We start from the raw sequence: 23,488 nt of genomic DNA on the forward strand, positions 1-23,488 counted from the left end.
CCGTTTTGCGGCGCGCAACCGGCCAAAACGGTCATGCGAACCCGATCAGTCGCAATCGATGCCCTGCGCGCTGGCCCACTGCGCCACCACGCTGCGCATGTCGGCATGCGGCTCGCGCAGCCAGCCGGCCATGGCGTTGCGGATTTCGCCCAGATCGATCGTGCGGATCAGTTCCTTGATCGGGCCGACTGCGGCCGGCGTGATCGACAGGCGGGTGATGCCCAGGCCCAGCAGGGCCAGGGCTTCCAGCCGCCGGCCACCCATTTCGCCGCACACCGTCAAGGCCGTGCCATGGGGCGCCACATCGCGCACCACCCGCGCCAGGAAGCGCAGGATCGCGGGGCTGAGCCAGTCATAGCGTTCGGCCAGCTTGGGATGGGCACGATCGGCGGCAAACAGGAACTGTGTAAGATCGTTGGTGCCGATCGACAGGAACGACAGGCGCGGCGCCAGCATATCGAGGCATTCGGCCAGCGCCGGCACTTCCAGCATGGCGCCATAGCGGATCGCCTCGGGCAGCACTTTCTTCTGCTTGCGCAGGAACGCCACCTGGCTTTCGAACACGGCCTTGGCCGCATCGAATTCCCACGGTTCGGTCACCATCGGGAACATCACGTTGAGCGTGCGCCCTGCGGCCGCCTCGATCAGCGCGCGCGCCTGGACCTTGAGCAGCCCGTCGCGTTCCAAGGCCACGCGCAGCGCGCGCCAGCCCATCGCCGGGTTTTCCTCGGTCTCGCCATCGTTGTGGCGCAGATAGGGCAGGACCTTGTCCCCGCCGATATCCACCGTGCGGAACACCACCGGGCGATCGCCGGCGGCATCGAGTACGTCGCGATAGAGCCGCTGCTGCCGCTCGCGCTGGGGCATCGTCGCGGAAACCAGGAACTGGAACTCGGTGCGGAACAGGCCGATACCATCAGCACCGGTCAGCGGCAGCATCGGCATGTCATCGCGCAGGCCGGCGTTGATCATCACCGTGATGCGCTGCCCGTCGCGCGTGATCGGCTCCACGTCGCGCATCGTGGCATAGTGGGCCTGCCGCTCGCGATTCTTGGCAAAGCGCGCCTCGAACGCCTCGATCAGGCTGGGCGCCGGGCGCACGTCGATCACGCCCTGATCGCCATCGACCAGCAGGGTATCGCCGTCGCGCACCTTGCCGCGCAGCGCGCGCACGCGACCGACCACGGGAATGCCCATGGCCCGCGCCACGATCACCACGTGCGCGGTGAGCGAACCTTCCTCCAGGATCACGCCCTTCAAGCGGCGGCGATCGTATTCCAGCAGTTCGGCCGGGCCCAGGTTACGCGCGATCAGGATCGCATCGCCTTTCAGCCCCAGGCTGGCGGCGGTGCCCAGCTGGCCTGACACGATCCGCAGCAGGCGGTTCGACAGGTCTTCCAGATCGTGCATCCGGTCGGCCAGCAGGGGATCGTCGATCTGGCGCATGCGCATGCGGGTGCGCTGCTGCACGCGCTCGATCGCCGCTTCCGCCGTCAGGCCGGAATCGATCGCCTCGTTGATGCGGCGGCTCCAGCCTTCGTCATAGGCGAACATGCGATAGGTCTCGAGCACCTCCTCGTGCTCACCGCCCACGCCGAATTCGGCCTGGCTGGCCATGCGGTCGATCTGCTCGCGCATCTTGTCGAACGCGCGATAGACTCGCTGGCGCTCGGCCTCGGTATCTTCGGCCACGACATGCTCGATCGTCACGCGTGGCTGGTGGAACACGGCCTGACCCACCGCCAGGCCCTTCACCAGGGTCTGGCCCTTGAGGCGATCGGGCCCGGTCAGGTGGTCGGGCACGCCGGCCACGTCTTCATCGTCGATCAGTTCGGCATTGGCGATCAGCTCGGCCAGGACCATCGCCACGGTCTGCAGCGCCTCGATCTCCACCTCTTCATAGCGGCGGGGATCGACATGCTGCACGGCCACCACGCCCACGGCGCGCTGGCGGCGCACGATCGGCACGCCGGCAAACGAGTGGAAGCGCTCTTCCCCGGTTTCCGGGCGGAAGGCAAAGTCGGGATGCGCGGCCGCCTCGGCCAGGTTGAGCGTCTCGATGTTCTGGGCGATCGTGCCGACCAGGCCCTCGCCCACGGCCAGCCGCGTGACGTGGACCGCCGCCTGTTCCAGCCCGCGCGTGGCGAACAGTTCCAGCATCCCCTCGCGCAGCAAATAGATCGAGCAGACCTCGCTGTTGAGGTTTTCGCCGATCACATCGACGATGCGGTTGAGCTTGGCCTGCGCGCCGGATCGCGAGGCCATGACCTCGTGCAGCGAGGTGAGGATCGCGCGGGCAGAGGCAACGGCAGTCAACATGACCAAAGGCCTAGCGCAGCCCATGCCGTTTGCAAACGGGGCCTGCCGCCATTGCGGAAATATTCGTATGCAACTGTGCCGCGGCCGCCAGCGGCGCTCTCGGCAAAAGGCCGGTCCCCGTGGGGGAACCGGCCGTGTTTATCAGGCGTGGCCGCCGCAATCGGCCGCTCACGCCTGTCACAATCCAGGGGTATTGATCGTTTCCAGGTTATGTTCGCTTGGTTGGTTGGTTCCGGCGCAAAGGGATCAGTGAATCAGCGCCAGTTCTTCCTTGATGCGCAACTTGCGCCGCTTGAGCTGCATGAGCAGGGCCACGTCGGGGGCTGGCCGTGCCATTTCCTCGGAAATCCGGCGTTCGAGGCCGGCGTGCTTTGTCTGCAAGGCGTTGATGTGCGTCGTTTCCATGCGTTGACCTCCTGAGGGGCGCGGGCCGGGATAGGCGCGCTGCCCGGTCAAAACCCGTGCGAGAGACATTCCCGCGCGGCTGGCTCCGGTGTCGGCGGCTCCGATGCTTCTGTTCTGCGAGTCGCTGACAGTCGGTGCGTTGTCATGCTCCCACATTCGCCGTATCTTGCAAGTGGAACCGCGCCGGGTCGCACCGGCATCGCGTTCATGTGTAGAGGGCGATGACGAAATGTGCACCATCAACGGTCAACGGGTTTTCCAGCGGCCCCGCGCGCCGTTGGCCGGTGCGTGGTCGCCAGCGTGAGTCGGCAACCTGAACAACGCCAGGTGCAGATGGGAGGCGATGTGGCAGCTTGGGGTAGCAAGGTCGGTTTCGGGGAGTGGTTGGTGTGACCGAAGAGGAAATGCGCAAGCGGCTCGAAGCGCTGCGGCTCGAGCATCGCGACCTTGACGTGGCGATCGATGCGCTGAGCGCCAATGGCGTGGCCGACCAGCTGCAGGTGGCGCGCCTGAAAAAGCGCAAATTGCTGCTGCGCGATCAGATCAGCATGCTCGAAGACTATCTCATTCCTGATATTATCGCCTGATTTCAAAGGATTGCATACCGTATTTACCGATTCCGCCTGCTGTGCAAAGCGTTCCGTATCGAGACAGCGGCAAAGCGGTGGCACTTGGCCACTGCCGAGGCATTGAGCCGGCGGGGCGATCGGCCTTAAAGCCGGCTTTGATTCATGGCCGGCGCATCCGCTCGGGCATGTCGTACCCAGCAGGCCACCCATTCCGATCGCCACCATGCCCGTCACGCCCAGCGCCAATCCGCGCATCATCGAAGCGCTCTATGCAGAGGCGCTGGCCCTGGCCGATCGCGCGCGCGATGCGTTCGAGGCCTTGCGCCGCCAGCCGGCCAACGATGCGGCACCGCCAGCCGGCGGCAGTCTCGGCGCAGACGAAGACCTCGCCCATGTCCAGGCGAGCTGCGAGGCGCTGCGCACCACCACGCGGATCATGCATTGCCTGGCCTGGCTGCTCAACCACCGCGCCTGGTTCGCCGGCGAACTGACCGAGCTGCAACTGCGCCGCCACGGCCGCTTGATCGCCCATTTCCCGGCCAGCGACCCGGCCTGCATCATCCACCTGACCCTGGCAGCACAGGCGGTAGTGCACGAGAGCGAACGGCTTTATCAGCGCATCACCCGGCTGGAACAGGCCTGGCAGCGCCAAGGCATGGCCAACGCCGCACCGCACGATCCTCTGACCGACCCACTGCCCGCAGCGCTGATCCACCTGCGCGAGCGGTTGGGCCTGGCGCTGGCCGAGGCGGGCTGAACCGACGCGCCACGTCGTGCCTTGCGCATGGGGGCGGCCGTCCCCATAGCACGGGGCATGGCCAGTTCCTCCCTTCCCGATCGTTCCACGTGGAACACCGGCATGGCCGCCCAGCTTGAACCGCTGGTGCGGCGGGTGCTGGCACCCAATCCATCGCCCTATACCTATACCGGCACGCAGACCTATATCGTCGGCGCCGGAAACGATGTGGCGGTGATCGATCCCGGCCCCGATGGCACCGGCGCGGCGGGCCATGCCGATACCAACGGCGAAGGCCATGTCGCGGCAATCGTGGCGGCGGTGGGCAGCGCCCGCATCGCCGCGATCGTGTGCACCCATACCCACCGCGACCACAGCCCTGCTTCACGCCCGCTGGCGGCATTGACTGGCGCACCGATCATCGGCTGCGCACCGCTGGCCCTGGAAGATGATGGCCCGCGCGCCGATGCGGCGTTCGACCCGGATTATCGCCCGGCCCGCGTGCTGGCCGAAGGCGAGGAACTGCGCGGCGATGGCTGGACCTTGCAGGCCGTGGCCACGCCCGGCCACACCAGCAACCACCTGTGCCTGGCCCTGGTGGAAAGCGGCGCGCTGTTCACCGGCGATCATGTCATGGGCTGGTCCACCAGCGTGGTCTCGCCGCCCGATGGCGACATGGCCGCCTACATGGCCTCGCTGCAAAAGCTGTATGACCGGCCGCAGGACCGCGTCTATTATCCCGCGCACGGTGATCCGATCGACAATCCGCACCAGTTCGTGCGTGGCATGCTGGGCCATCGCCGCCAGCGCGAGCGGCAGGTGCTGCGCGTGCTGGAAGGCGGGCTGCACAATATTCCCGCCATGGTGGCACAGATGTACAAGGGACTGGACCCGCGGCTGACCGGTGCCGCGGGCCGCTCGGTATTGGCGCATCTGCTCGATCTGGAACGCCAGGGCCGGGTTGTTCGTTCGGGGGAACAATGGACGACAGCACGCTGAATAGCCCGCCCCTGTCAGGGAACTCTCCCCAACCCGCGCCCACGGTAGTGGTGGCGCGGCGCAGCGCTCTGCCTTGGCTGCTGTTCGTGGCGGCACTGGCGCTGGCCGGGCTGTTTGCCTGGCTCCTGTGGAAACCACAGGACATCGGCGACCCGCTGGCCACCAGCCTGGTGGCGTTCGAGCGGCAGAACAGCCTGACGGTGTTTAGCGCCGAACTGGCCCCGGTGGTGTCGAGCGACGACAGCCGCCTGTTCGGCCTGGTGCAGTCAAAGCAGGTGGCGGTAATCCCGGCGCGCGTGGATTACACCATCGATCTTTCGCAGATGAACCGCGATCGCATGGCGTGGGATGCCACTAGCCAGACGCTGTCGGTGCGCCTGCCACCCCTGCGGTTGAGCCGACCCAACCTGGACGAGGCGCGCGCCCAATACTTGCGCGAAGGCGTGTGGATCACCCGCGCTGCGCAAGACAAGCTGACGCGCGACAACACCCGCCTGGCCGAACAGCTTGCCACCAACCAGGCCGCCAATCCCGTGCTGATGGGCCTGGCCCGCAGTGCCGCCAAGGATGCCGTGCGCCAAAACCTGGCCATTCCGCTGCAGGTAGCCGGCTATGGCAAAGTCACCGTCAACGTGACGATCGATGGGGATGCCCGCTAAGGCCCCTCGGCAAGATCCTCCCCATCCCCGATGGGGAGGTGGCAGGCCGCAGGCCTGACGGAGGGGCATTTCCCCAATCCCGGCTTGGCAACACGCGCCCGCGCCCCTAAGTCGCAGCCCAAGGAATCCGGGCGTGCCGCATCGCCTGGAAGCAGGAGCATCCCATGACGGCCCAGCCCACCAACTTGTCAGGCCTTGACCTGCGCGCGGAAATCGATCGCCTGCGCATCGAACGCAAGGCCGTGATCCTGGCGCACTATTACCAGAAGCCGGAAATCCAGGACCTGGCCGATTTCGTGGGCGATTCGCTGGAACTGTCGCGCAAGGCGGCAGCGACCGATGCCGAAGTCATCGCGTTTTGCGGCGTGCGCTTCATGGCCGAAACCGCCAAGATCCTCAGCCCCGAAAAGATCGTGGTGCTGCCCGACATGGACGCCGGGTGCAGCCTTGAGGATTCCTGCCCGCCCGATCAGTTTGCCGCCTTCCGCGCGCAGCATCCCGATCACATCGCGCTCACCTACATCAACTGCTCGACCGAGGTGAAAGCCCTGTCGGACGTGATCGTGACGTCATCGAGCGCCGAGACGATCCTCGCCAAGATCCCGCCCGAACAGAAGATCATCTTCGGCCCCGACCGGCACCTGGGCGGCTATCTCAACCGCAAGTTCGGGCGCGACATGCTGCTGTGGCCCGGCGTGTGCATCGTGCACGAAGCCTTCAGCGAAACCGAGCTGCTCAAGCTCAAGGCGCAGCATCCCGATGCGCCGATCGCCGCGCACCCGGAATGCCCGGCGCACATCGTCGACCATGCCGATTATGTCGGGTCGACCAGCGGCATCCTGAACTATGCCAAGGCCATGACCGGCGATACGCTGATCGTGGCGACCGAGCCGCACATCATCCACCAGATGCAGTTGGCCATGCCCGGCAAGACATTCATCGGTGCGCCCGGTGCCGATGGCAACTGCAACTGCAACATCTGCCCCTACATGGCACTCAACACGCTGGAAAAGCTCTACCTGGCGCTGCGCGATCTGACGCCACGGGTGGAAATCGAGGAAACCCTGCGGCTTGACGCCAAGAAAAGCCTGGATGCCATGCTGGCGATGGCCAGCAGCACCGTGGGCCAGGGCGATCTTGGCCGGCCCTGAGCCGGGGATTGGGCCTTTGGGGTGGACGCCCCAGCCCGCCGATTGCAAAAGCCCGGGAGCCTTTATGGCCTTCCGGGCTTTTTCTTTGCCGGTTTCAAGAAAACCTGCCGCCGCTCTGCCCGTGCCCTCTTGCGCGGCGGAACGGTCGCGGCCAATATACGTTGCAAAGAAAAACCCATAATGCATTTCCAGCAAGAGGCCTGCATGACCGAGACTTCCAGCCAGCCCCACCACGCCGCGCTGTTCCAGCCGATCGATCTGGGCGCGATCCATGCGCCGAACCGCATTCTCATGGCCCCGCTCACCCGCGGCCGCGCCGGGCGCGATGGCGTGCCCACGCCGATCATGGCCACGTATTATCGCCAGCGCGCCAGCGCCGGCCTGATCATTTCCGAAGCCACCGGCATCAGCCGTGAAGGCCTGGGCTGGCCCTATGCCCCCGGCCTGTGGACTGACGCCCAAGTCGAAGCGTGGAAGCCGGTGACCGAGGCCGTGCACGAGGCCGGCGGGCGCATCGTCGCGCAGCTGTGGCACATGGGCCGCGTCAGCCATCCCGATCTCAACGATGGCCAGCCGCCGGTCTCTGCCTCGGCCACGCGCGTGCCTGGCCATGTCCACACCTTCGAAGGCCGCAAGGACGCGGTCGAAGCGCGCCCGCTGCGCCTCGATGAAATGCCGCGCCTGCTCGATGACTATGCCAGCGCCGCCGAAAACGCCAAGAAGGCCGGGTTCGACGGGGTGCAGCTGCACGCCGCCAATGGCTATCTGATCGACCAGTTCCTGCGCGATTCGGCCAACCTGCGCACCGACGAATATGGCGGCAGCCCGGAAAACCGCGTGCGCCTGCTGCGCGAAGTGATGGAACGCCTGATCGGCGTGTGGGGGGCAGAGCGCGTCGGCGTGCGCCTTTCGCCCAACGGCGATTCGCAAGGGGTGGATGACAGCAACCCCGAGGCCGTGTTCGGCCTGGCCGCCCAGGTTCTCGAAACGCTCAAGCCGGCCTTCGTCGAACTGCGCCAGCCCGGCCCGAACGGCACCTTTGGCGCCACCGACGTGCCGCAGCAGGATGGCCTGATCCGCAAGATCTATACCGGCCCGCTGGTGCTCAACAGCGATTACACTCCGCAGTCTGCCGCGGCCGACATTGCCTCGGGCCGTGCCGACGCAATCAGCTTTGGCCGCCCGTTCATTTCCAACCCGGACCTGCCCGCGCGCATCGCCAAGGACGCCCCGCTGGCGCCCAACCGCAACGTGCCCGAATCGTGGTACTTCCCCGTGCCCGAAGGCTATGCCGACTATCCCACGCTGGCCGAAGAAACCGTCTGACGCGCCAATCACCCAGCGGCCAGGATCGGCGCGTTATTGCGCCGGTGCCTGGCTCTGGGCAGCGGGGGCAGGTGCTGCGGGCGCGGCTGTGCCGCCTGCAGCCCCTGCAGCATCGGGCGTGGGGCTTTCGGCCGCATCGCTCGATGCTGCCTGTGGCGCAGCGCCGCTGGCCTTGGCCTTGGGCGCGGGTTGCAACGGCGGAGTGCCGGTAGCGCCATCAAGATCGATCATCGCATCGCTGACACTGCCGGGCAGAACCTCGCCACCGGCGGCCTTGGCCGCGCCCTTTTCCGGTTCGCTGCCCTTCTGGCACCCGCCCAGGGCAAGCAGCAGGACGACCGCCGATAGGGAAAGCAGGGTCTTCATGGCTCCATCTCCACCGGAGGGCATGGCACGTCGAGCTTGGACAGGAACGCCGGCAGGCGCGCCAGCAATGCATCATCCCATTGCGCGCTGCTGACCGAACGGCCGAGGTCTTTCAGGCTGGTCACGCCAAACTCCTCGATCCCGCACGGCACGATCCCGCCGAAATGCGAAAGATCGGGCGACAGGTTCACCGAAAAGCCGTGCATCGTCACCCAGCGGCGAATGCGCACGCCGATCGCGCCGATCTTGGCCTCGCGCCCATCGGCCCCGGCGCACCAGATGCCGATGCGCCCTTCCGCGCGCCAGGCCTCGACGCCGAAATCGCCCAGCGTATCGATCACCCAGCCTTCCACGGCATGGACAAACCCGCGCACGTCGCGCGCGCGCTTGCGCAGATCGAGCATGACATAGCCGATGCGCTGGCCCGGCCCGTGATAGGTATAGCGCCCACCGCGCCCGGCCTCGACCACTTCGAACCGGGGATCGAGCAATTCGGACCGATCGGCGCTGGTGCCGGCGGTATAGACCGGCGGATGTTCGAGCAGCCACAGCATGTCCGACGCCGTGCCATCGGCGATCGCGGCATTGCGGGCGGCCATCGCCTCCAGCGCGGGGCGATAGGGCACCGGGGCGGTTTCACGGACGATCTCGATGGTATCGGGCGCAGTCATGATGCCTTGCGACTTGGCCCCGAATGCCGCCCGAAGCAAGGGGGCAAGACACCGGGAAGGGAGGTGCGCCGAGCCGCAGGCTTTGCTAGGAGCAAAAGATAACGAGCCCCGAGGACTATACGTGACCAAACCGTTGATCGCCCCATTGGACAGCATGGCCGCCTGGCAGGGCGCCACGCGCATCGTTTCGGCCAATGCCGATCTGCTGATCGCGATTGCCGGGGTGTTTTTCCTGCTGCCGCTGCTGGTTGGCGCGGTGTTCATCGCGCCGCCGGTGATTCCCCCGCAGGTGACGCAGCAGCAGCTCGCGCAGGTGATGCAGGATTATTACACGCGCAACCTGCCCTACCTGCTGCCGCTGTCGCTGTTCCAGATCGTCGGCTTCATCACCATGCTGGTCTGCGTGCTCGATCGCTCGCGCCCCACGGTGGGCCAGGCGCTGCGCAACTGCGCGGCGCGGGTGCCCGCCTATTTCCTGGCGCAAGTGCTGATCGGCCTCTTCGCGCTCTTGCTGATGATGGTGGTCAGCGGCGTGCTGCTGGGCCTGCGCGTGCCGGCGCCGCTGGCCGCCGGCGCCGGGCTGGCAGCCGTGGTCTATCCGCTGCTGCGCACGATCATGGTCGGCCCGGTGCTGGGCGTGGGGCGCACCCACAACCCGATCATGGCGATCCGCGCCAGCGTGGCGCTGACGCGGGGCAATACCGCGCGCATCCTGGCGTTCCTGGGCCTGGCCATGGTGGTGTTCCTGGTGGCGATGAGTGTGGTGATGATGGTGGTGGGACTGATCACCACACAGCTGCTCGGCGCCGAAAACGAAAGCGCGCGCCTGATCAACGAAGCGATCTCGGCGCTGCTCTATTCGGTAGGCTACACCTATTTCGTGGCGATGCTGGCCGGCATTCACGGGCAGCTGACCGCTGATCTGCCCCGCCCGTTTCTGTGAGCTAGAAAATGAAACGCGCCCGTTCCATTATGGAAGGGGCGCGCCAGGTGGTCAGTCTTTCCAGCCCCACGAGATCACGCAGGGCGGCACGTTGATCGGCTCGAAACCCTTGTCGATGCGGTGGAAATAGCGGCTCATCAGTGCGCGCGCGCGGGCCGTGTATTGATAGACCAGGAACGCCCCGCCCGGGCGCAGCACCCGCTGCGTGGCGGCCATGATCGCCGGCCCCACGCCTTCGGGCAGCGTGGTGAACGGCAGGCCCGACAGCACATAGTCGGCATGGTCAAAACCGTGCTGGCGTACGATGCTTTCCACCTCGGCCGCAGAGCCGTGCACCGCGATGAAGCGGCTGTCGCCGATGGTGCGGGCTAGGTAGTTGATGAAATCGGGGTTGGTGTCGATCACGATCAGCCGCGCATCGCGGCGCAGGCGATCGAGCACCGGCTGGCAGAACGTGCCCACGCCGGGGCCATATTCCACGAACAGGTCACAGTTTTCCCAATCCACCTTGGACAGTACGCGCGCGATCGTGCGGCGCGAGGACGGCACGATCGCGCCGACCATCACCGGGTGCTTGATGAAGCCCTTGAAGAAAATGCCTGCTGGACCGAACATCCGTTCCGCCTTGCGCCGGACCCGCTGATGCAAAGGAGCGCGCGCCGCCTGGGTCGAATTCATTGTGGACAGGCATCCCTATCTTGGTGCGTGAACCGCGCAAGTTGCAAATCCGTGGCACTATTGCAAGCGTTCGCCGCAAGGCCCAGCGCGATGCGACGAACCGTTATCGGACAGACACCCTGTGAAACGCGGTGTTTACCGTTGCAGATGGCGGGTTTCGGCCACCGGCGTCAACGCCCGGCCCGTGGCAAACCATGCGGAAAGGTTGTCGATCATCAGTTGCCCCATGGCCGTGCGCGTGGCGACCGAGCCCGAGCCGACATGCGGCAGCAAGACGGCGTTTTGCTGCGCAACAAGGGCAGCAGGCACATGCGGCTCGCGGGCAAAGACATCGAGCCCGGCAGCCAGGATCGTGCCTTGCTGAAGAGCCGCGATCAGCGCTGCTTCATCCACCACGCTGCCGCGCGATACGTTGATCAGCACGCCCTGCGGCCCCAGCGCGCGCAGCACGGCGGCATCGACCAGCCCCGCCGTGGCAGCACCGCCGGGCACCACCACCACCAGCACATCGACCGCCTCGGCCAGGGCGAGCGCAGTGGGATACCAGGGATAGGCCACGCCCTCCTGCCGCGTGCGGCCATGATAGGCGATTGCCACGCCAAAGCCTTCCAGGCGGCGCGCCACCGCCTTGCCGATCGCCCCCAGCCCCAGGATGCCCACGCGCCGCCCGCGCAGCGTGGGCGAAAGCGGAAAGGCGCCCTGTTCCCACAGCCCGGCGCGCAGGTGCCGCTCGGCCTGGGGCAGGCGGCGGATCGTGGATAGCAGCAGGCCGAGGGTCAGATCGGCGACTTCCTCGTCGAGCACGCCGGGGGTGTTGGTCACCATTACGCCGCGCGAGGCGGCCGCAGCCACGTCAATATTGTCATAGCCCACGCCGAAGTTGGCGATGATTTCCAGCGCTGGCAGGCGGTCCATCACCTCTGCCCCCAGGCGGCCGAACAGGGTGTTGGTGGCCAGCGCACGGATCGATCCGGCGGCGGTATCGTCCAGCCCGTCCCACAGGCGGTGCACGGCAAAGGCCGCTTCCAGCGGCTGCATGGTGAACGGCGGAAAGGGCGCGGCGGCGAGGACGGCAGGTTTGGTCATGCCGCGCATGTTAGCGCGCGAACGGTTGAAAAGTCAGCCCTTCATCCCGGCAATCGCTCAAGGATAGCGCAGGCGAATGCGCGTCGACAGGTTGGTGCGCGGCACGGAAAGGCGCACCGCGCGGAATTCCAGCAGGCTTTCGATCGAGCCGGGATTGCCTGAAAAGCCAAAGCCTTCGGCCGGCAGGCCCATCGGCCCGATGCGGTTGAGCGAGCCGGAATTGTCCTCGTCATGATAGACGGCCAGAGCATAGATGCCCGGCTGCGGCAGGAACAGGCACATATGCGTCTTTTCCGCACGGGCCGGCACGCGCGCAACATAGAGCGAGCCACCATCGATCAGGAACTTGCGCTGGTCATCGGGATAGACGGTGAGCGCAATCACGCCGCGATCGGATCGCACCTTGTCGATCGTGACATTGAGCCAGGTATCGCTGGGCGGGCCGGCGCAGCCGAGCGGCGGCAGATGCACGCCATGCTTGGCCGCCATCGCGGTGCCCGGCAGCAGGGCCAGCGTTGCACCCAGCGCCAAGGCGCCAAGCGTGGTCTTGAGGGATTCGATCAGCGTCTTCACCCCATCTTCGATGACAAGCCCGGCCGCCAATGGCAAGGGGGCGCAAGGCCGCAGGGCGCGTTCGCGGCGCGACCGTGGCATTGCTGCATGGGTTGATCGCCGGCCTGGACAAATCCGCGCGCTTTCGGAGCAAACCCGCGCCAGACCGGCCCGAAACTGCACAACGCGTGTGGAAAATACTGCAAAGAGCGCTTGTGGCCCCGATTCGGCGCGGTTAAGCGCCGAACGGCGCCCGCTTGGCGATTTGGCCGGGCCGGGCTATTTCTTGCCCAGAATTGCGATCGGACCCGTTGTCGATGACTGCCTTGCCGATAATTTCCCCGTCGATCCTATCCGCCGATTTTTCCCGGCTGGGCGAGGAAATCCGCGCGATCGATGCCGCCGGGGCTGACTGGATCCATGTGGACGTGATGGATGGCCACTTCGTGCCCAACATCACGATCGGGCCGGCCGTGGTCAAGGCGCTGCGCCCCCACACCACCAAGCCGTTCGACGTGCACCTGATGATCAGCCCGGTCGATCTCTACCTTGAGGCGTTTGCCAACGCCGGGGCCGATATCATCACCGTGCATCCCGAAGCCGGGCCGCATATCCACCGCACCGTGCAAGCGATCAAGGCGCTGGGCAAGAAGGCCGGGATCGCGCTCAACCCCGCAACGCCAGCCAAGATGCTCGATTACCTGATCGACGATATCGACCTGGTGCTGATCATGAGCGTGAACCCCGGGTTTGGTGGGCAAAGCTTTATTTCCAGCCAGCTGCGCAAGATCGAGGCGGTGCGCAAGATGATCGACAAGACCGGCCGGCCGATCCACCTGGAAGTGGATGGCGGAGTGGATGCCAAAACCGCGCCGCTGTGCGTGGCCGCCGGCGCCGATGCCCTGGTCGCCGGCACCGCGACCTTCAAGGGTGGGCCCGATCACTATGCCGCGAATATCGCCGCGCTGAAAAGGATCGACTGACCCCGTGGGCGAACCAGGCTTCTCCATCGCACCCGGCCAGCCCGCCAAGGGCAAGGCCATTTCGGCGGACGAAGCCAGCCCCGCCCTGCCCCTGGGGCTGGAAAGCGAACCGTTGCGGCGCGATGCGGCTGCCGCTGCTGCTGTGGTCCGCCCCCTGCCGCCGATGCCCGCCGACGAAGACATGCCGCTGCGCCCCGAAGTGGTGGAGCCCGGCCGCGCCCTGGCGCTGGCGGATTTCTCTCCGCCCCCGGTCAGCGCGGGCGAGCGCTTCATGCGCTTTGCCTATCGCCTGGGGCTGCCGGCCGCCGCGCTGCAACCCTTTCGCAAGCGTTCTCGCCCGCGCCTGACGGCGACGGTCAGCAACCCGCTTCCGGGCGATTCCGGCGCAGGCAAGGCATTGCGCGCGGGGCATTTCCTGGTCCACGGCATGAAGACCCCGATTGCCGATACTGAGTTCACCGGGCCACGCCTGCCGCCGCCGTTCGAGCGGATGGTGCATGGCTTTGCCTGGCTGCCCGATCTGGAGGCCAGTGGACCACGCGCGCAATGCACCCCCGTGGCCGAACGCGTGCTGGGCATGTGGCTCAATGCCAATCCCCAGCCCAATGCCAGCCCGGCGTGGGATGTGGGGCATACCGGCCACCGCCTGCTCACCTGGCTGATCCACGCGCCGCTGCTGCTGTCGGGCAACGACAAGAAGTTTCGCAGCCGTGTGCTGCACGCCATGGCCGAAACCGCCCGCTGGCTCGATCGCCATGTCACCCGTGCGGATGACAAGCTGGGCGAAGTGGCCGGCTGGGCGGCGATCACCGCCGCCGGGCTGCTGATGGCCGATGGTGGCCCGCGCCGCCTGTTTGGCGAGGCCGGGCTGATCCGCGCACTTGGTGACATGGTGGGCGATGATGGCGGCGTGCTGTCGCGCAGCCCGCTGGGCCAGATCGAGGCGATTACCATCCTGGTGCGGCTCAAAGCCTGCTATGCCGCCGTGCGCCGCGATCCGCCGCAGCAGATCGAAACGATCCTGTCGCTGCTGGTCCCGCCGCTGCTCGCGCTGCTGCACGGCGATGGCGCGCTGGGCAGCTGGCAGGGCGCGGGCGCGGTACAAGCCGACCATATCGCCACGCTGATCAAGGCCAGTGGCGTGCGCACCCGGCCGCTGCGCGATGCCCGGCAATGGGGCTACCAGCGCATTACGGCGGGCAAGTCGGTCCTGCTGCTCGATGCCGCGCCGCCGCCGATCGCCCGCCACGCGCGCGAAGGCTGTGCCTCTACCCTGGCGTTCGAATTCAGCCATGGCGCCGAGCGACTGATCGTCAATTGCGGCGGCGCGGCCTTTGCCGGCGGGCTGATCCCGCTGCGCCTCGCGCAGGGCCTGCGCGCCACGGCGGCCCATTCCACGCTGACGATCGACGATTTCAATTCCACTGCCGTGCTGATCAACGGCAAGCTGGGCAGCGGCGTTTCCGAAGTGGAAGTGGACCGCCGCACGCTGCAGGCCGATGGCAGCTATGCCGCCACGGCGCCCGGCCCGATGGGCCAGTCTGCCACCCGGATCGAGGCGAGCCACAACGGCTATGTCAGCCGCTATGGCCTGATGCATCAGCGCATCCTGATCCTGCGCGATGATGGCACCGAACTGCGCGGTGAAGACCTGCTGGTGCCGCACGGCAAGAAAGGCAAGCGTGGCATGATCGGTGTTGCCTTGCGCTTCCACCTTGGCCCGCATATCGAGCTGGCGCAGGGCCAGGACGGCCTTGGCGTTACCCTTGCCCTGCCCGATGGCGGCCTGTGGCAGTTCCGTTCGGGGCGTGAGCCGGTGACGATCGAGGAATCGCTCTGGGCCGATGGGTTGGGCCGCCCGCTGGGCACGCGCCAGCTTGTCATCACGGCCAAGATCCCGCGCAGCGGAGAGAGTTTCTCCTGGCTGCTCAAGAAGATGAGATAGGAATTTTCAACGTGAGCGATGTGACGATCCGGCGGGCGCTGCTTTCGGTGTCTGACAAGACCGGCCTGGTTGACCTGGGCCAGGCACTGGCCGCACACGGCGTGGAACTGGTTTCCACCGGCGGCACGGCCAAGGCGCTGCGCGAGGCGGGCCTGGCGGTGAAGGACATTTCGGAACTGACCGGCTTTCCCGAAATGATGGATGGCCGCGTCAAGACGCTGCACCCCAAGGTGCACGGCGGCCTTCTGGCCGTGCGCGACAATGCCGAGCATGCCGCCAGCATGGCCGAACACGAAATCGGCGCGATCGACCTTGTCGTCGTGAACCTCTATCCGTTCGAAGCGACCGTGGCCAAGGGCGCGGACCGCGACGAAGTGATCGAGAACATCGACATCGGCGGCCCCTCGATGGTGCGCTCGGCCGCCAAGAACCACGATTACGTCACGATCCTCACCGATCCGGCTGACTATGCCACGGTGATCGCTGAACTGGCGCAGACCGGCGGCAAGACCACCCTGCCCTTCCGCCGCGCCATGGCGGCCAAGGCCTATGCCACCACGGCCGCCTATGATTCGGCGATTGCCACGTGGTTTGCCTCCGTGGACCAGCAGCAGCATTTCCCCGCCACGCTGGCCAGCGCGCACAGCCTGGTGACCACGCTGCGCTATGGCGAAAACCCGCACCAGTCCGCCGCGCTCTATGTACCGCGCCGCGCCACGGTTGCCGGCCTGCCCCAGGCCGAGCAGATCCAGGGCAAGGAACTGTCGTACAACAATTATAACGATGCCAATGCCGCGCTCGAACTGGTGGCGGAATTTGCCACCGACAAGCCCACGGTGGTGATCGTCAAGCATGCCAATCCCTGCGGCGTGGCCAGCGCGGATACGCTGCTCGACGCCTGGCAGGCTGCCCTGGCGTGCGACAGCGTCTCGGCCTTTGGCGGCATCGTGGCGGTCAACCAGCCGCTCGACGGCCCCACCGCCAATGCGATCTGCGAAATCTTCACCGAAGTGGTCGTGGCCCCCGGTGCCGATGCCGCCGCGCGCGAGGCGTTTGCCCGCAAGAAGAACCTGCGCCTGCTGCTGGTCAACGAACTGCCCGACGCGCATCGCGCCGGCCTGGTGACCGTGCCGATCGCCGGCGGCCTGCTGGTGCAGGACCGCGACAATGGTGCGATCACGGCGGACGACCTCAAGGTCGTGACGCAGCGCGCGCCGACCGAGCAGGAACTCAAGGACGCGCTGTTTGCCTGGACCGTGGCCAAGCACGTGAAGTCTAACGCCATCGTCTATGCCAAGGATGGCGTGACCGCCGGCATCGGCGCGGGCCAGATGAACCGCCGCGACAGCAGCCGCATTGCCGCCGCCAAGGCCCAGGAAGCGGCCCAGACCCATGGCTGGAGCGAAGCCCGCACGGTGGGCTCGGCCGTTGCCTCTGACGCGTTCTTCCCCTTTGCCGATGGCCTGATGGCTGCGGTGGAAGCGGGCGCGACGATGGTGATCCAGCCCGGCGGCTCGATCCGCGACGAAGACGTGATCAAGGCCGCCGATGAAGCGGGCCTGGCCATGGTCTTTACCGGGATGCGCCACTTCCGCCACTGATCGCGGATTTCGGAACGCAAAAAGGGGGCGGTGCCACGCGGCACCGCCCCCTTTTCTTTGCTCCCCTCCCGCTGGCGGGAGGGGCCGGGGGAGGGAATGTTTGGCCCCTCCCGAACCGCTGGTGGAGAAAGCGACACGCCCTCCCCCACCCCCTCCCGCACGCGGGAGGGGAGCCCATTGTTACGGCTGCGGCTTGTTGAGCACCGAATCCGGGTTCTCCTGGATGCGGATCTTGCCCATCGGCGGCTTGGGCGGCAGCGGGGTATCGGCGATCTGGGTAATCGCCGGGGCCGGCTTGGCGCCCGGCGCGGTGACGCGCCAGATCACGCCGCCCACATCGTCGCTGACCAGCAGGGCGCCGTCCTTGGCAAAGGCCACCCAGGTGGGACGGCCATGGGCCTTGTTGTCCTTGGTGAGGAAGCCGGTGAGCACGGGCGCAGGCGGGGCCGGCAGCACATTGCCGTGGCTGTCGAACCGCACGAAGACCACGTCATAGCCAGCGAGCGGGCGGCGGTTCCACGAACCGTGACGAGCGATGAAGGCGCCCCCGGCAAAGCGATCGCCCATGGTATTGCCGCCGCGCGCAAAGGCCAGGCCGAGCGGCGCGACATGGGCGCCCAGACCGTATTCCGGCTTGCGCACGTATTCCATCAGGTACTCGGGCATCGGCTCGTTCACGCGCCAGTCGATGTACTTCTTCCAGTAGACCCAGGGCCAGCCATACTGCGCGCCGAGCGGCACGTTGGTGAGGTAATCGGGCACGAGATCGGGGCCGAGCATGTCGCGCTCGTTCACCACGGCCCAGAGTTCGCCGGTATAGGGATTGAAATCCATGCCGTTGGGATTGCGCATCCCGCCGGCAAACTGGCGCACGCGGTGCTTGTCGAAATCATATTCGAAGATCGCGGCACGCTGCGCCTCGGCATCGATGCCGTTTTCAGCGATATTGCTGCCCGAACCGACCGAGATGTAGAGCCGCTGGCCATCGGGGCTGAGCGCCAGGTTGCGTGCCCAGTGCATGCCGGCTGGCGGCAGGTCCATCAGCTTTTCCGGCTTGCCCGGCAGGTTGGTCTGCCCCGGCTGGAATGGCCACGACACCACGCCATTGTGGTTGGCGACATAGAGCCGGCCGTCGCGCCACACCATGCCGAACGGCGAATCCAGCGCCGGATTTTCCATCACGAAGCGCTGGCTCGCCTTGCCGCTGCCGTTATCGCGCAACACCACGATCTTGTTGGGCGAAGGCTCGCCCGCACCGGCCTGGCTGAACAGGAAGCCGGCCACCAGCCCGGTGAGGCCGCCGCCACCATGATCACCCGCGGGCGCATTGGTTTCAGCGGTCAGCACGTCGCCATTGGGCAGGACCGCCAGCGTGCGCGGGTGGTCCAGACCATCGGCAAAGCGGGTGACGACCAGCCCCTGCGCGGCCACCGGCGCTTCGCCCGCCTGCCACCCGATCGGCTTGGCAATGCCGACGCCGGGAATGGTCTGCGGCGAAGGCTCGGCCATCTTGGGATGGGGGCCCGAGGTTTCGTCGGTGGTATATTGGCCGGCCGGGCCACGGATGGCCCAGACCAGGAACGCGCCAATCGCGATCACCAGCAGGCCAAGGGCGATGAGGAACTTCTTGAGGGTGCTCATGCCGGGCAAACTAGGGCGGCCAGGGCTTCGCTGCAATGACAGCTTGCGGGAAATGCGCTAAGCCCCACCGCCATGTACGATTTTCAATTCGATAGCGCTGACAAGCCCACCCTCTATGCCGATCTCGTCGCGGCCGCGCGCGGGCTGATCCATGGCGAAAGCGATGGCGTGGCCAACATGGCCAATGTCGCCGCGCTGCTGGCGCTGGCCCTGCCCGATTGCAACTGGACCGGGTTCTATCGCCTGATCGGCGATACCCTGGTGCTCGGCCCGTTTGCCGGCAAGCCGGCCTGCATCCGCATTCCACTGGGTCAGGGCGTGTGTGGCACCGCCGCGGCTACTGGCGAAACGCAGCTGGTGCGCGATGTCCACGCCTTCCCCGGCCATATCGCCTGCGACGCGGCCAGCGCCTCTGAACTGGTCGTGCCGATCAAGCGCGACGGCGTGGTGATCGCGGTGATCGACCTCGACAGCCCCACCCTCGCCCGGTTCGACGAGGAAGACGCGCGCGGGATCGAGGCTTTGGCGGCCGTGCTGGCCGGCGCGGTTTAAATCGCGCCGCCAGTCAACCGCTGGCAGATCAGGTCAAGCTGGTCGAGCGTCTTGTAGCGGATCACGACATTGCCGGTGCGTGGATCGGCATCGGCATTGATCGTCACCTTGAGGCCGAGGAATTCCTCCACATGGGCCTGCACGGCGGCGATATCGGCGCTGTCTGACGGATCGCGTTCGGCGCGGGCGCGGCGCGGGCCACTTTCCGGCTTGGTTGCGCGCTTGGCCATGCGCTCGGCATCGCGCACCGAAAGGCCCTTGGCGATGATTTCCTGCGCCAGCGGCAGTGGATCGGGCACGACCGCCAAGGCACGGGCATGGCCCATCGACAGGTCATCGCGCTGGACCATGTCCAGCACTTCCTCAGGCAGCGAGAGCAGCCGCATGAGATTGGCGACATGGCTGCGCGACTTGTCAACAAAGCGGGCGATTTCCTGCTGGGTCAGCCCGTCGTTATCGGACAGGCGCTGATAGGCGCGGGCCTCTTCCACGGGGTTGAGGTCTTCGCGCTGCAGGTTTTCGATCAGCGCCAGGGCAGTCACCTCGCGCTCGTCAAGCTGGCGGACGATCGCGGGGATTTCGTGCACGCGGGCACGCTGCGCCGCACGCCAGCGGCGTTCGCCCGCCACCAGCTGATAGCGGCCACCGGCCATGGGACGCACGATCACCGGCTGAATCACGCCACGCGCGGCGATCGACTGGGCCAGTTCGTCCAGCGCCTCTTCATCGAAATGGCGGCGCGGCTGATCGGGGTGCGGCTCGATCTCGGCCACCGACAGCAGCGCGACGCCGGTGGTGGCCCGCGCCGGGGCTGCGGCCGCAGGCGTGCCACCGGTTGCGGCGGACGCCGGACGGACCAGCGATTCCTCGCGCCGGGTCTCGCCCAGCAAGGCGCCCAGCCCCCGGCCCAATGCGGCGCGCTTTACCGGTGCCTTGACGCCGTCTTCGCCGCTCATGCCGCCTTCCTCCGTTCCGGCAGGCGCCCGATCAGCTCGCGCGCCAGTTTCATGTAGGCCTGCGATCCCGAGCAGGCATGGTCATAGATCAGCGCCGGCAGCCCGTGGCTGGGCGCCTCGGACAGGCGCACGTTGCGCGGAATCACCGATTCGAACACGAGATCGCGCAGGCACGACCGCACATCGTCGGCCACCTGGTCGGTCAGCCGGTTGCGGCGATCGTACATGGTCAGCACGATGCCCAGGATGCCGAGATCGGGATTGAAGCGTTCCTGCACCCGCTCCACCGTCTGCAAAAGCTGGCTAAGCCCTTCCAGCGCAAAGAATTCGCACTGCAGCGGAACCATCAGGCTATCGGCTGCTGCCATGGCGTTAAGCGTCAGCAGGCCCAGGCTGGGCGGACAATCGATCAGGCAGATTTCGTGCGTCGTATCACGGTGCAGTGCAGCACGCAGACGGCCGGTGCGATCATCCACGCTGACCAGCTCCACCTCGGCGCCGGACAGGTCCACCGTGGCGGGGATGATATCGAGGCCGGGAATGCGGGTGGGCACAGCGCATTCCGCCACCCCTGCCCCGTCGATCAGCATGTCATAGGAAGACCGCTCGCGATCGGCGGCGTTGAGTCCGATCCCGGTGGAGGCATTGCCTTGCGGGTCAAGGTCAACCAGCAGCACTTTCCAGCCAGTGGCGGCAAGCGCGGTCGCGATATTGATAGCGGTGGTGGTCTTGCCCACGCCGCCCTTCTGATTCGCAATGGCGATGGTGATCATCGACGGGAGCCTCGTTGGGAAGCTGCGCCCGACTGGCGGGCAGGCTTCGGGGGATGGCCACCCAGCAAGCGACCGGCGATCACACCAGCGGCGGGATCGGTCAGCGATTGTTCCACGTGAAACACATGGCGCCAGGTTTCAGGCAGTATAGCCACTTCTTGCGCAGCCTTCGCCCCTTTTGGCAGCAACCACATCGTTTCCGGTGTGGAAAAACGCGAAGAAATCGTCAGCAACTTGTCAAGCGGCGCAAATGCGCGCGCGGAAAGAACGGCGTAGGTCTGATTGGGCAAGTCTTCGACGCGTGAAAGCACGACGTTGACGTGCGACAGCCCAAGCTCCGCCGCCGCGCGCGCCAGCCATTCGGTACGCAACCGGCGCGAATCGACCAGCGTCACCGGCCGCTGCGGTTGCAGGGCGGCGATCACCAGGCCGGGAAAGCCAGCGCCGGTGCCCAGATCGAGCCATGCGCCCTTGGGCAATGTTTCACGTGGAACAGTCAGCAGCTGGGCGCTGTCGACGATGTGGCGCTGCCACACCATGGGAATGGTGCCGCGCGCGATCAGGTTCTGCCGCTCATTCTCCGCCACCAGCAGTTCAACCAACCGGTCCAGGCGCGCCATCGTGGCGTCATCGGTGCCCAGCGTCTGGCGCAGCCAGTCCTGGGCTTGCGCCTCGCTCTCGATCATGGCGGTCATGCTGCCACCATGCGGCGACGGGCATGGACGAGCAGGCTGGCCAGCGCGGCCGGGGTGATCCCCGCCAGACGGCCGGCGGCTGCCAAGGTTTCCGGCCGGGCCGCGCTCAGGCGTTCGACCATTTCGGCGGAAAGCCCGGGCACGCGATCATAGGGAAAATCCTCGCCCAGCGGCACGGTCTCGTTGGCGCGCAGGTCGCGCAGCTCCGCTTCCTGCCGCGCGAGGTAGGGCGCATAGGCAGCGTCCTCTTCCACTTCCTCGACCAGCAAGGCGTCGTCGGGCATGGCCTCGGCCAGCCAAGGGGCAAGGCCCGCCAGCGTCACTTCGGGGAAGCGCAACCACTCCATCAGGCTGCGCCGCGCACCATCGGCGCGAACCGCCAGGCCGGCGCGTGCCATCTCGCTCGGGGTGGTTTCCTGGGCCAGTCCCTCTTCCAGCCTGGCCCGCGCGTCGAGCCGCCGTTCGAACCAGGCGCGGCGCTCATCACCGACACAGCCCGCCGCAATCGCCAAGGGCGTCAGCCGCGTGGTGGCATTGTTGGCGCGCAGGCGCAGGCGATATTCGGCCCGCGCGGTAAGCATGCGATAGGGCTCGCTCACCCCGTGCAGCGTCAGGTCATCGATCATCACCGCCATATAGCTCGATCCACGATCGAGCGCTGCGGGCGCGGTGCCCAGCACGGCGGCAGCGGCGTGCATGCCCGCGACCAGTCCCTGCGCAGCGGCCTCTTCATAGCCGGTGGTTCCGTTGATCTGCCCGGCGCAATAGAGGCTAGGCATGGCGCGCACTTCCAGGCTGGGGCGCAGCGCACGCGGATCGATATGATCGTACTCCACGGCATAGCCGGGCACAACGATAGCAACCTGCTCCAACCCTTCCATCGAGCGCATCATCGCCAGTTGCACATCGGCGGGCAGCGAGGTCGACAGACCATTGGGATAGACCAGGTGATCGTCCAGCCCCTCGGGTTCGAGGAAGACCTGATGGCTGTCGCGATCGGCAAAGCGGTGAATCTTGTCTTCGATCGACGGGCAATAGCGCGGACCGCGCGCGCCGATCGCGCCGGTGAACAGCGGCGAGCGATCCAGGCCGCTGCGGATTATATCGTGGGTCTGCGCATTGGTGCGGCTGATCCCGCAAAAGATCTGCGGCAGCGGGCGCGCGCGCGTGAGCGGCGACATCGTCCATGGATCGGTATCGCTGTGCTGCTCTTCCAGCCGGGCCCAATCGATGGTGCGGCCATCCAGGCGCGGCGGTGTGCCGGTCTTGAGCCGGGCCATCGGCAGGGCGGCATCGCGCAGCTGGGCCGCCAGACGATGGGCGGCGTCTTCGCCGATGCGGCCACCTTCCATCCGCTCTTCGCCTCGGAACAGGCGCGCGCCCAGGAACGTGCCGGTGCACAGCACCACGGCCGATCCCTCCAAAATGGATCCATCGGCGAGGTCGATGCCGACTACGCGGCCACCGGCCAGGCGCAGCGCGGCTGCTTCGCCCGGAACGACGGTGAGACCGGCTTGGCTGTTCACCACCGCCTGGACCGCCGCCTTGAACCGCTTGCGATCAGCCTGGACACGCGGCCCCTGCACGGCGCTGCCCTTGGAGCGATTGAGCATGCGATAATGAATCGCGCCGGCGTCGGCCGCCCGCGCGATGACGCCATCAAAGGCATCAACCTCGCGCACGAGGTGTCCCTTGCCCAAGCCGCCGATCGCCGGGTTGCAGCTCATCGCGCCAATCTTGTCGGGATCGAAGCTGACCAGCGCGGTGCGCGCACCCATGCGCGCCGCCACGCAGGCCGCCTCGACGCCGGCATGGCCGCCGCCGACCACAATGATGTCGAAGGAATGCATGCGCTCTGCCCTATCGCTCTGCGCGCCTTGGG

The 23,488-nt window shown here is 66.7% G+C and carries 23 protein-coding genes; 11 read left to right on the top strand and 12 right to left on the bottom strand.

The window, feature by feature from the left end:
- Positions 1-45: 45 nt before the first annotated feature.
- Positions 46-2,319 (bottom strand): phosphoenolpyruvate--protein phosphotransferase, encoded by a 2,274-nt coding sequence (ptsP, locus tag ABIC78_RS00415; RefSeq protein WP_253941799.1) that lies wholly within the window; start codon positions 2,317-2,319, stop codon positions 46-48.
- Positions 2,320-2,565: 246 nt separating this feature from the next.
- On the bottom strand, positions 2,566-2,724 hold the full coding sequence (locus ABIC78_RS00420; RefSeq protein WP_022676438.1) for a YdcH family protein: 159 nt from the start codon (positions 2,722-2,724) through the stop codon (positions 2,566-2,568).
- 389 nt (positions 2,725-3,113) lie between these two features.
- Between ABIC78_RS00420 and ABIC78_RS00425 the strand changes: the two genes are divergently transcribed.
- The 6 genes from ABIC78_RS00425 (at position 3,114) to ABIC78_RS00450 (ending at position 8,164) form a co-directional block, all read left to right on the top strand.
- On the top strand, positions 3,114-3,311 hold the full coding sequence (locus ABIC78_RS00425) for a YdcH family protein (RefSeq protein WP_022676439.1): 198 nt from the start codon (positions 3,114-3,116) through the stop codon (positions 3,309-3,311).
- Positions 3,312-3,516: 205 nt separating this feature from the next.
- The gene (locus ABIC78_RS00430) at positions 3,517-4,050 is read left to right on the top strand and encodes a DUF1465 family protein (protein WP_062783652.1); all 534 of its coding nucleotides are present in this window, start codon (positions 3,517-3,519) and stop codon (positions 4,048-4,050) included.
- 57 nt (positions 4,051-4,107) lie between these two features.
- Positions 4,108-5,028, top strand: a complete 921-nt coding sequence (locus ABIC78_RS00435) for an MBL fold metallo-hydrolase (RefSeq protein ID WP_043609201.1) — start codon at positions 4,108-4,110, stop codon at positions 5,026-5,028.
- Complete coding sequence (locus ABIC78_RS00440) at positions 5,010-5,687, top strand: DUF4230 domain-containing protein (RefSeq protein ID WP_028657897.1); 678 nt, start codon at positions 5,010-5,012, stop codon at positions 5,685-5,687. Before ABIC78_RS00435 ends, ABIC78_RS00440 begins: the two co-directional genes overlap by 19 nt.
- Positions 5,688-5,851: 164 nt before the next feature.
- The gene (nadA, locus tag ABIC78_RS00445) at positions 5,852-6,838 is read left to right on the top strand and encodes a quinolinate synthase NadA (RefSeq protein ID WP_354487188.1); all 987 of its coding nucleotides are present in this window, start codon (positions 5,852-5,854) and stop codon (positions 6,836-6,838) included.
- A 204-nt stretch (positions 6,839-7,042) separates the two neighbouring features.
- Complete coding sequence (locus tag ABIC78_RS00450; protein WP_354487190.1) at positions 7,043-8,164, top strand: alkene reductase; 1,122 nt, start codon at positions 7,043-7,045, stop codon at positions 8,162-8,164.
- A 33-nt stretch (positions 8,165-8,197) separates the two neighbouring features.
- On the opposite strand, the gene ABIC78_RS00455 is transcribed toward ABIC78_RS00450, so the two are convergent.
- Positions 8,198-8,530, bottom strand: coding sequence for a hypothetical protein (locus ABIC78_RS00455; RefSeq protein WP_354487192.1), 333 nt, complete (start codon positions 8,528-8,530; stop codon positions 8,198-8,200).
- A complete protein-coding gene (gene lipB, locus ABIC78_RS00460) occupies positions 8,527-9,201 on the bottom strand; it encodes a lipoyl(octanoyl) transferase LipB (RefSeq protein WP_022676445.1) in 675 nt (224 codons plus the stop codon). The genes ABIC78_RS00455 and lipB overlap by 4 nt, the downstream gene beginning before the upstream one ends.
- A 121-nt stretch (positions 9,202-9,322) precedes the next feature.
- Between lipB and ABIC78_RS00465 the strand changes: the two genes are divergently transcribed.
- Positions 9,323-10,144, top strand: a complete 822-nt coding sequence (locus tag ABIC78_RS00465; RefSeq protein ID WP_133726781.1) for a hypothetical protein — start codon at positions 9,323-9,325, stop codon at positions 10,142-10,144.
- A gap of 51 nt (positions 10,145-10,195) precedes the next feature.
- Here the strand turns inward: ABIC78_RS00465 and ABIC78_RS00470 are convergent, their stop codons facing one another.
- The 3 genes from ABIC78_RS00470 to ABIC78_RS00480 all read right to left on the bottom strand — a co-directional run bounded on the left by ABIC78_RS00470 (position 10,196) and on the right by ABIC78_RS00480 (position 12,481).
- On the bottom strand, positions 10,196-10,822 hold the full coding sequence (locus ABIC78_RS00470; RefSeq protein WP_022676447.1) for a class I SAM-dependent methyltransferase: 627 nt from the start codon (positions 10,820-10,822) through the stop codon (positions 10,196-10,198).
- A 135-nt stretch (positions 10,823-10,957) separates the two neighbouring features.
- Positions 10,958-11,908, bottom strand: coding sequence for a 2-hydroxyacid dehydrogenase (locus tag ABIC78_RS00475; RefSeq protein ID WP_354487195.1), 951 nt, complete (start codon positions 11,906-11,908; stop codon positions 10,958-10,960).
- Between the two features lie 57 nt (positions 11,909-11,965).
- Positions 11,966-12,481: a DUF2141 domain-containing protein gene (locus ABIC78_RS00480; RefSeq protein ID WP_233250975.1), complete on the bottom strand. Its 516-nt coding sequence runs from the start codon at positions 12,479-12,481 to the stop codon at positions 11,966-11,968.
- Between the two features lie 296 nt (positions 12,482-12,777).
- Here ABIC78_RS00480 and rpe point away from each other — a divergent pair, with 296 nt between their 5' ends.
- From rpe to purH, 3 genes are read left to right on the top strand one after another with little or no spacing between them, the layout of a single operon-like run.
- Positions 12,778-13,443 (top strand): ribulose-phosphate 3-epimerase, encoded by a 666-nt coding sequence (rpe, locus tag ABIC78_RS00485; protein WP_022676450.1) that lies wholly within the window; start codon positions 12,778-12,780, stop codon positions 13,441-13,443.
- 4 nt (positions 13,444-13,447) lie between these two features.
- Positions 13,448-15,388, top strand: coding sequence for a heparinase II/III family protein (locus ABIC78_RS00490; RefSeq protein WP_354487198.1), 1,941 nt, complete (start codon positions 13,448-13,450; stop codon positions 15,386-15,388).
- An 11-nt stretch (positions 15,389-15,399) separates the two neighbouring features.
- Entirely contained in the window at positions 15,400-16,989 is a 1,590-nt protein-coding gene (gene purH / locus ABIC78_RS00495; protein WP_354487200.1) for a bifunctional phosphoribosylaminoimidazolecarboxamide formyltransferase/IMP cyclohydrolase, read from the top strand.
- A 180-nt stretch (positions 16,990-17,169) separates the two neighbouring features.
- Here the strand turns inward: purH and ABIC78_RS00500 are convergent, their stop codons facing one another.
- Positions 17,170-18,630, bottom strand: a complete 1,461-nt coding sequence (locus ABIC78_RS00500) for a PQQ-dependent sugar dehydrogenase (protein WP_354487202.1) — start codon at positions 18,628-18,630, stop codon at positions 17,170-17,172.
- Positions 18,631-18,702: 72 nt separating this feature from the next.
- On the opposite strand from ABIC78_RS00500, the gene msrC reads away from it, so the two are divergent.
- Positions 18,703-19,182: a free L-methionine (R)-S-oxide reductase MsrC gene (gene msrC, locus ABIC78_RS00505; RefSeq protein ID WP_169041485.1), complete on the top strand. Its 480-nt coding sequence runs from the start codon at positions 18,703-18,705 to the stop codon at positions 19,180-19,182.
- Here msrC and ABIC78_RS00510 read toward each other — a convergent pair.
- From ABIC78_RS00510 to mnmG, 4 genes are read right to left on the bottom strand one after another with little or no spacing between them, the layout of a single operon-like run.
- Complete coding sequence (locus ABIC78_RS00510) at positions 19,179-20,138, bottom strand: ParB/RepB/Spo0J family partition protein (protein WP_062783219.1); 960 nt, start codon at positions 20,136-20,138, stop codon at positions 19,179-19,181. The genes msrC and ABIC78_RS00510 overlap by 4 nt on opposite strands.
- Positions 20,135-20,911 (bottom strand): ParA family protein, encoded by a 777-nt coding sequence (locus tag ABIC78_RS00515; RefSeq protein ID WP_022676455.1) that lies wholly within the window; start codon positions 20,909-20,911, stop codon positions 20,135-20,137. Before ABIC78_RS00515 ends, ABIC78_RS00510 begins: the two co-directional genes overlap by 4 nt.
- Positions 20,908-21,606, bottom strand: a complete 699-nt coding sequence (gene rsmG, locus ABIC78_RS00520) for a 16S rRNA (guanine(527)-N(7))-methyltransferase RsmG (RefSeq protein WP_354487206.1) — start codon at positions 21,604-21,606, stop codon at positions 20,908-20,910. The genes ABIC78_RS00515 and rsmG overlap by 4 nt, the downstream gene beginning before the upstream one ends.
- On the bottom strand, positions 21,603-23,456 hold the full coding sequence (gene mnmG / locus ABIC78_RS00525; protein ID WP_354487208.1) for a tRNA uridine-5-carboxymethylaminomethyl(34) synthesis enzyme MnmG: 1,854 nt from the start codon (positions 23,454-23,456) through the stop codon (positions 21,603-21,605). The genes rsmG and mnmG overlap by 4 nt, the downstream gene beginning before the upstream one ends.
- Positions 23,457-23,488 lie beyond the last annotated feature (32 nt).

Origin of the sequence: Novosphingobium sp. 1529, assembly GCF_040544855.1 — a bacterium.
GTDB lineage: Bacteria > Pseudomonadota > Alphaproteobacteria > Sphingomonadales > Sphingomonadaceae > Novosphingobium > Novosphingobium capsulatum.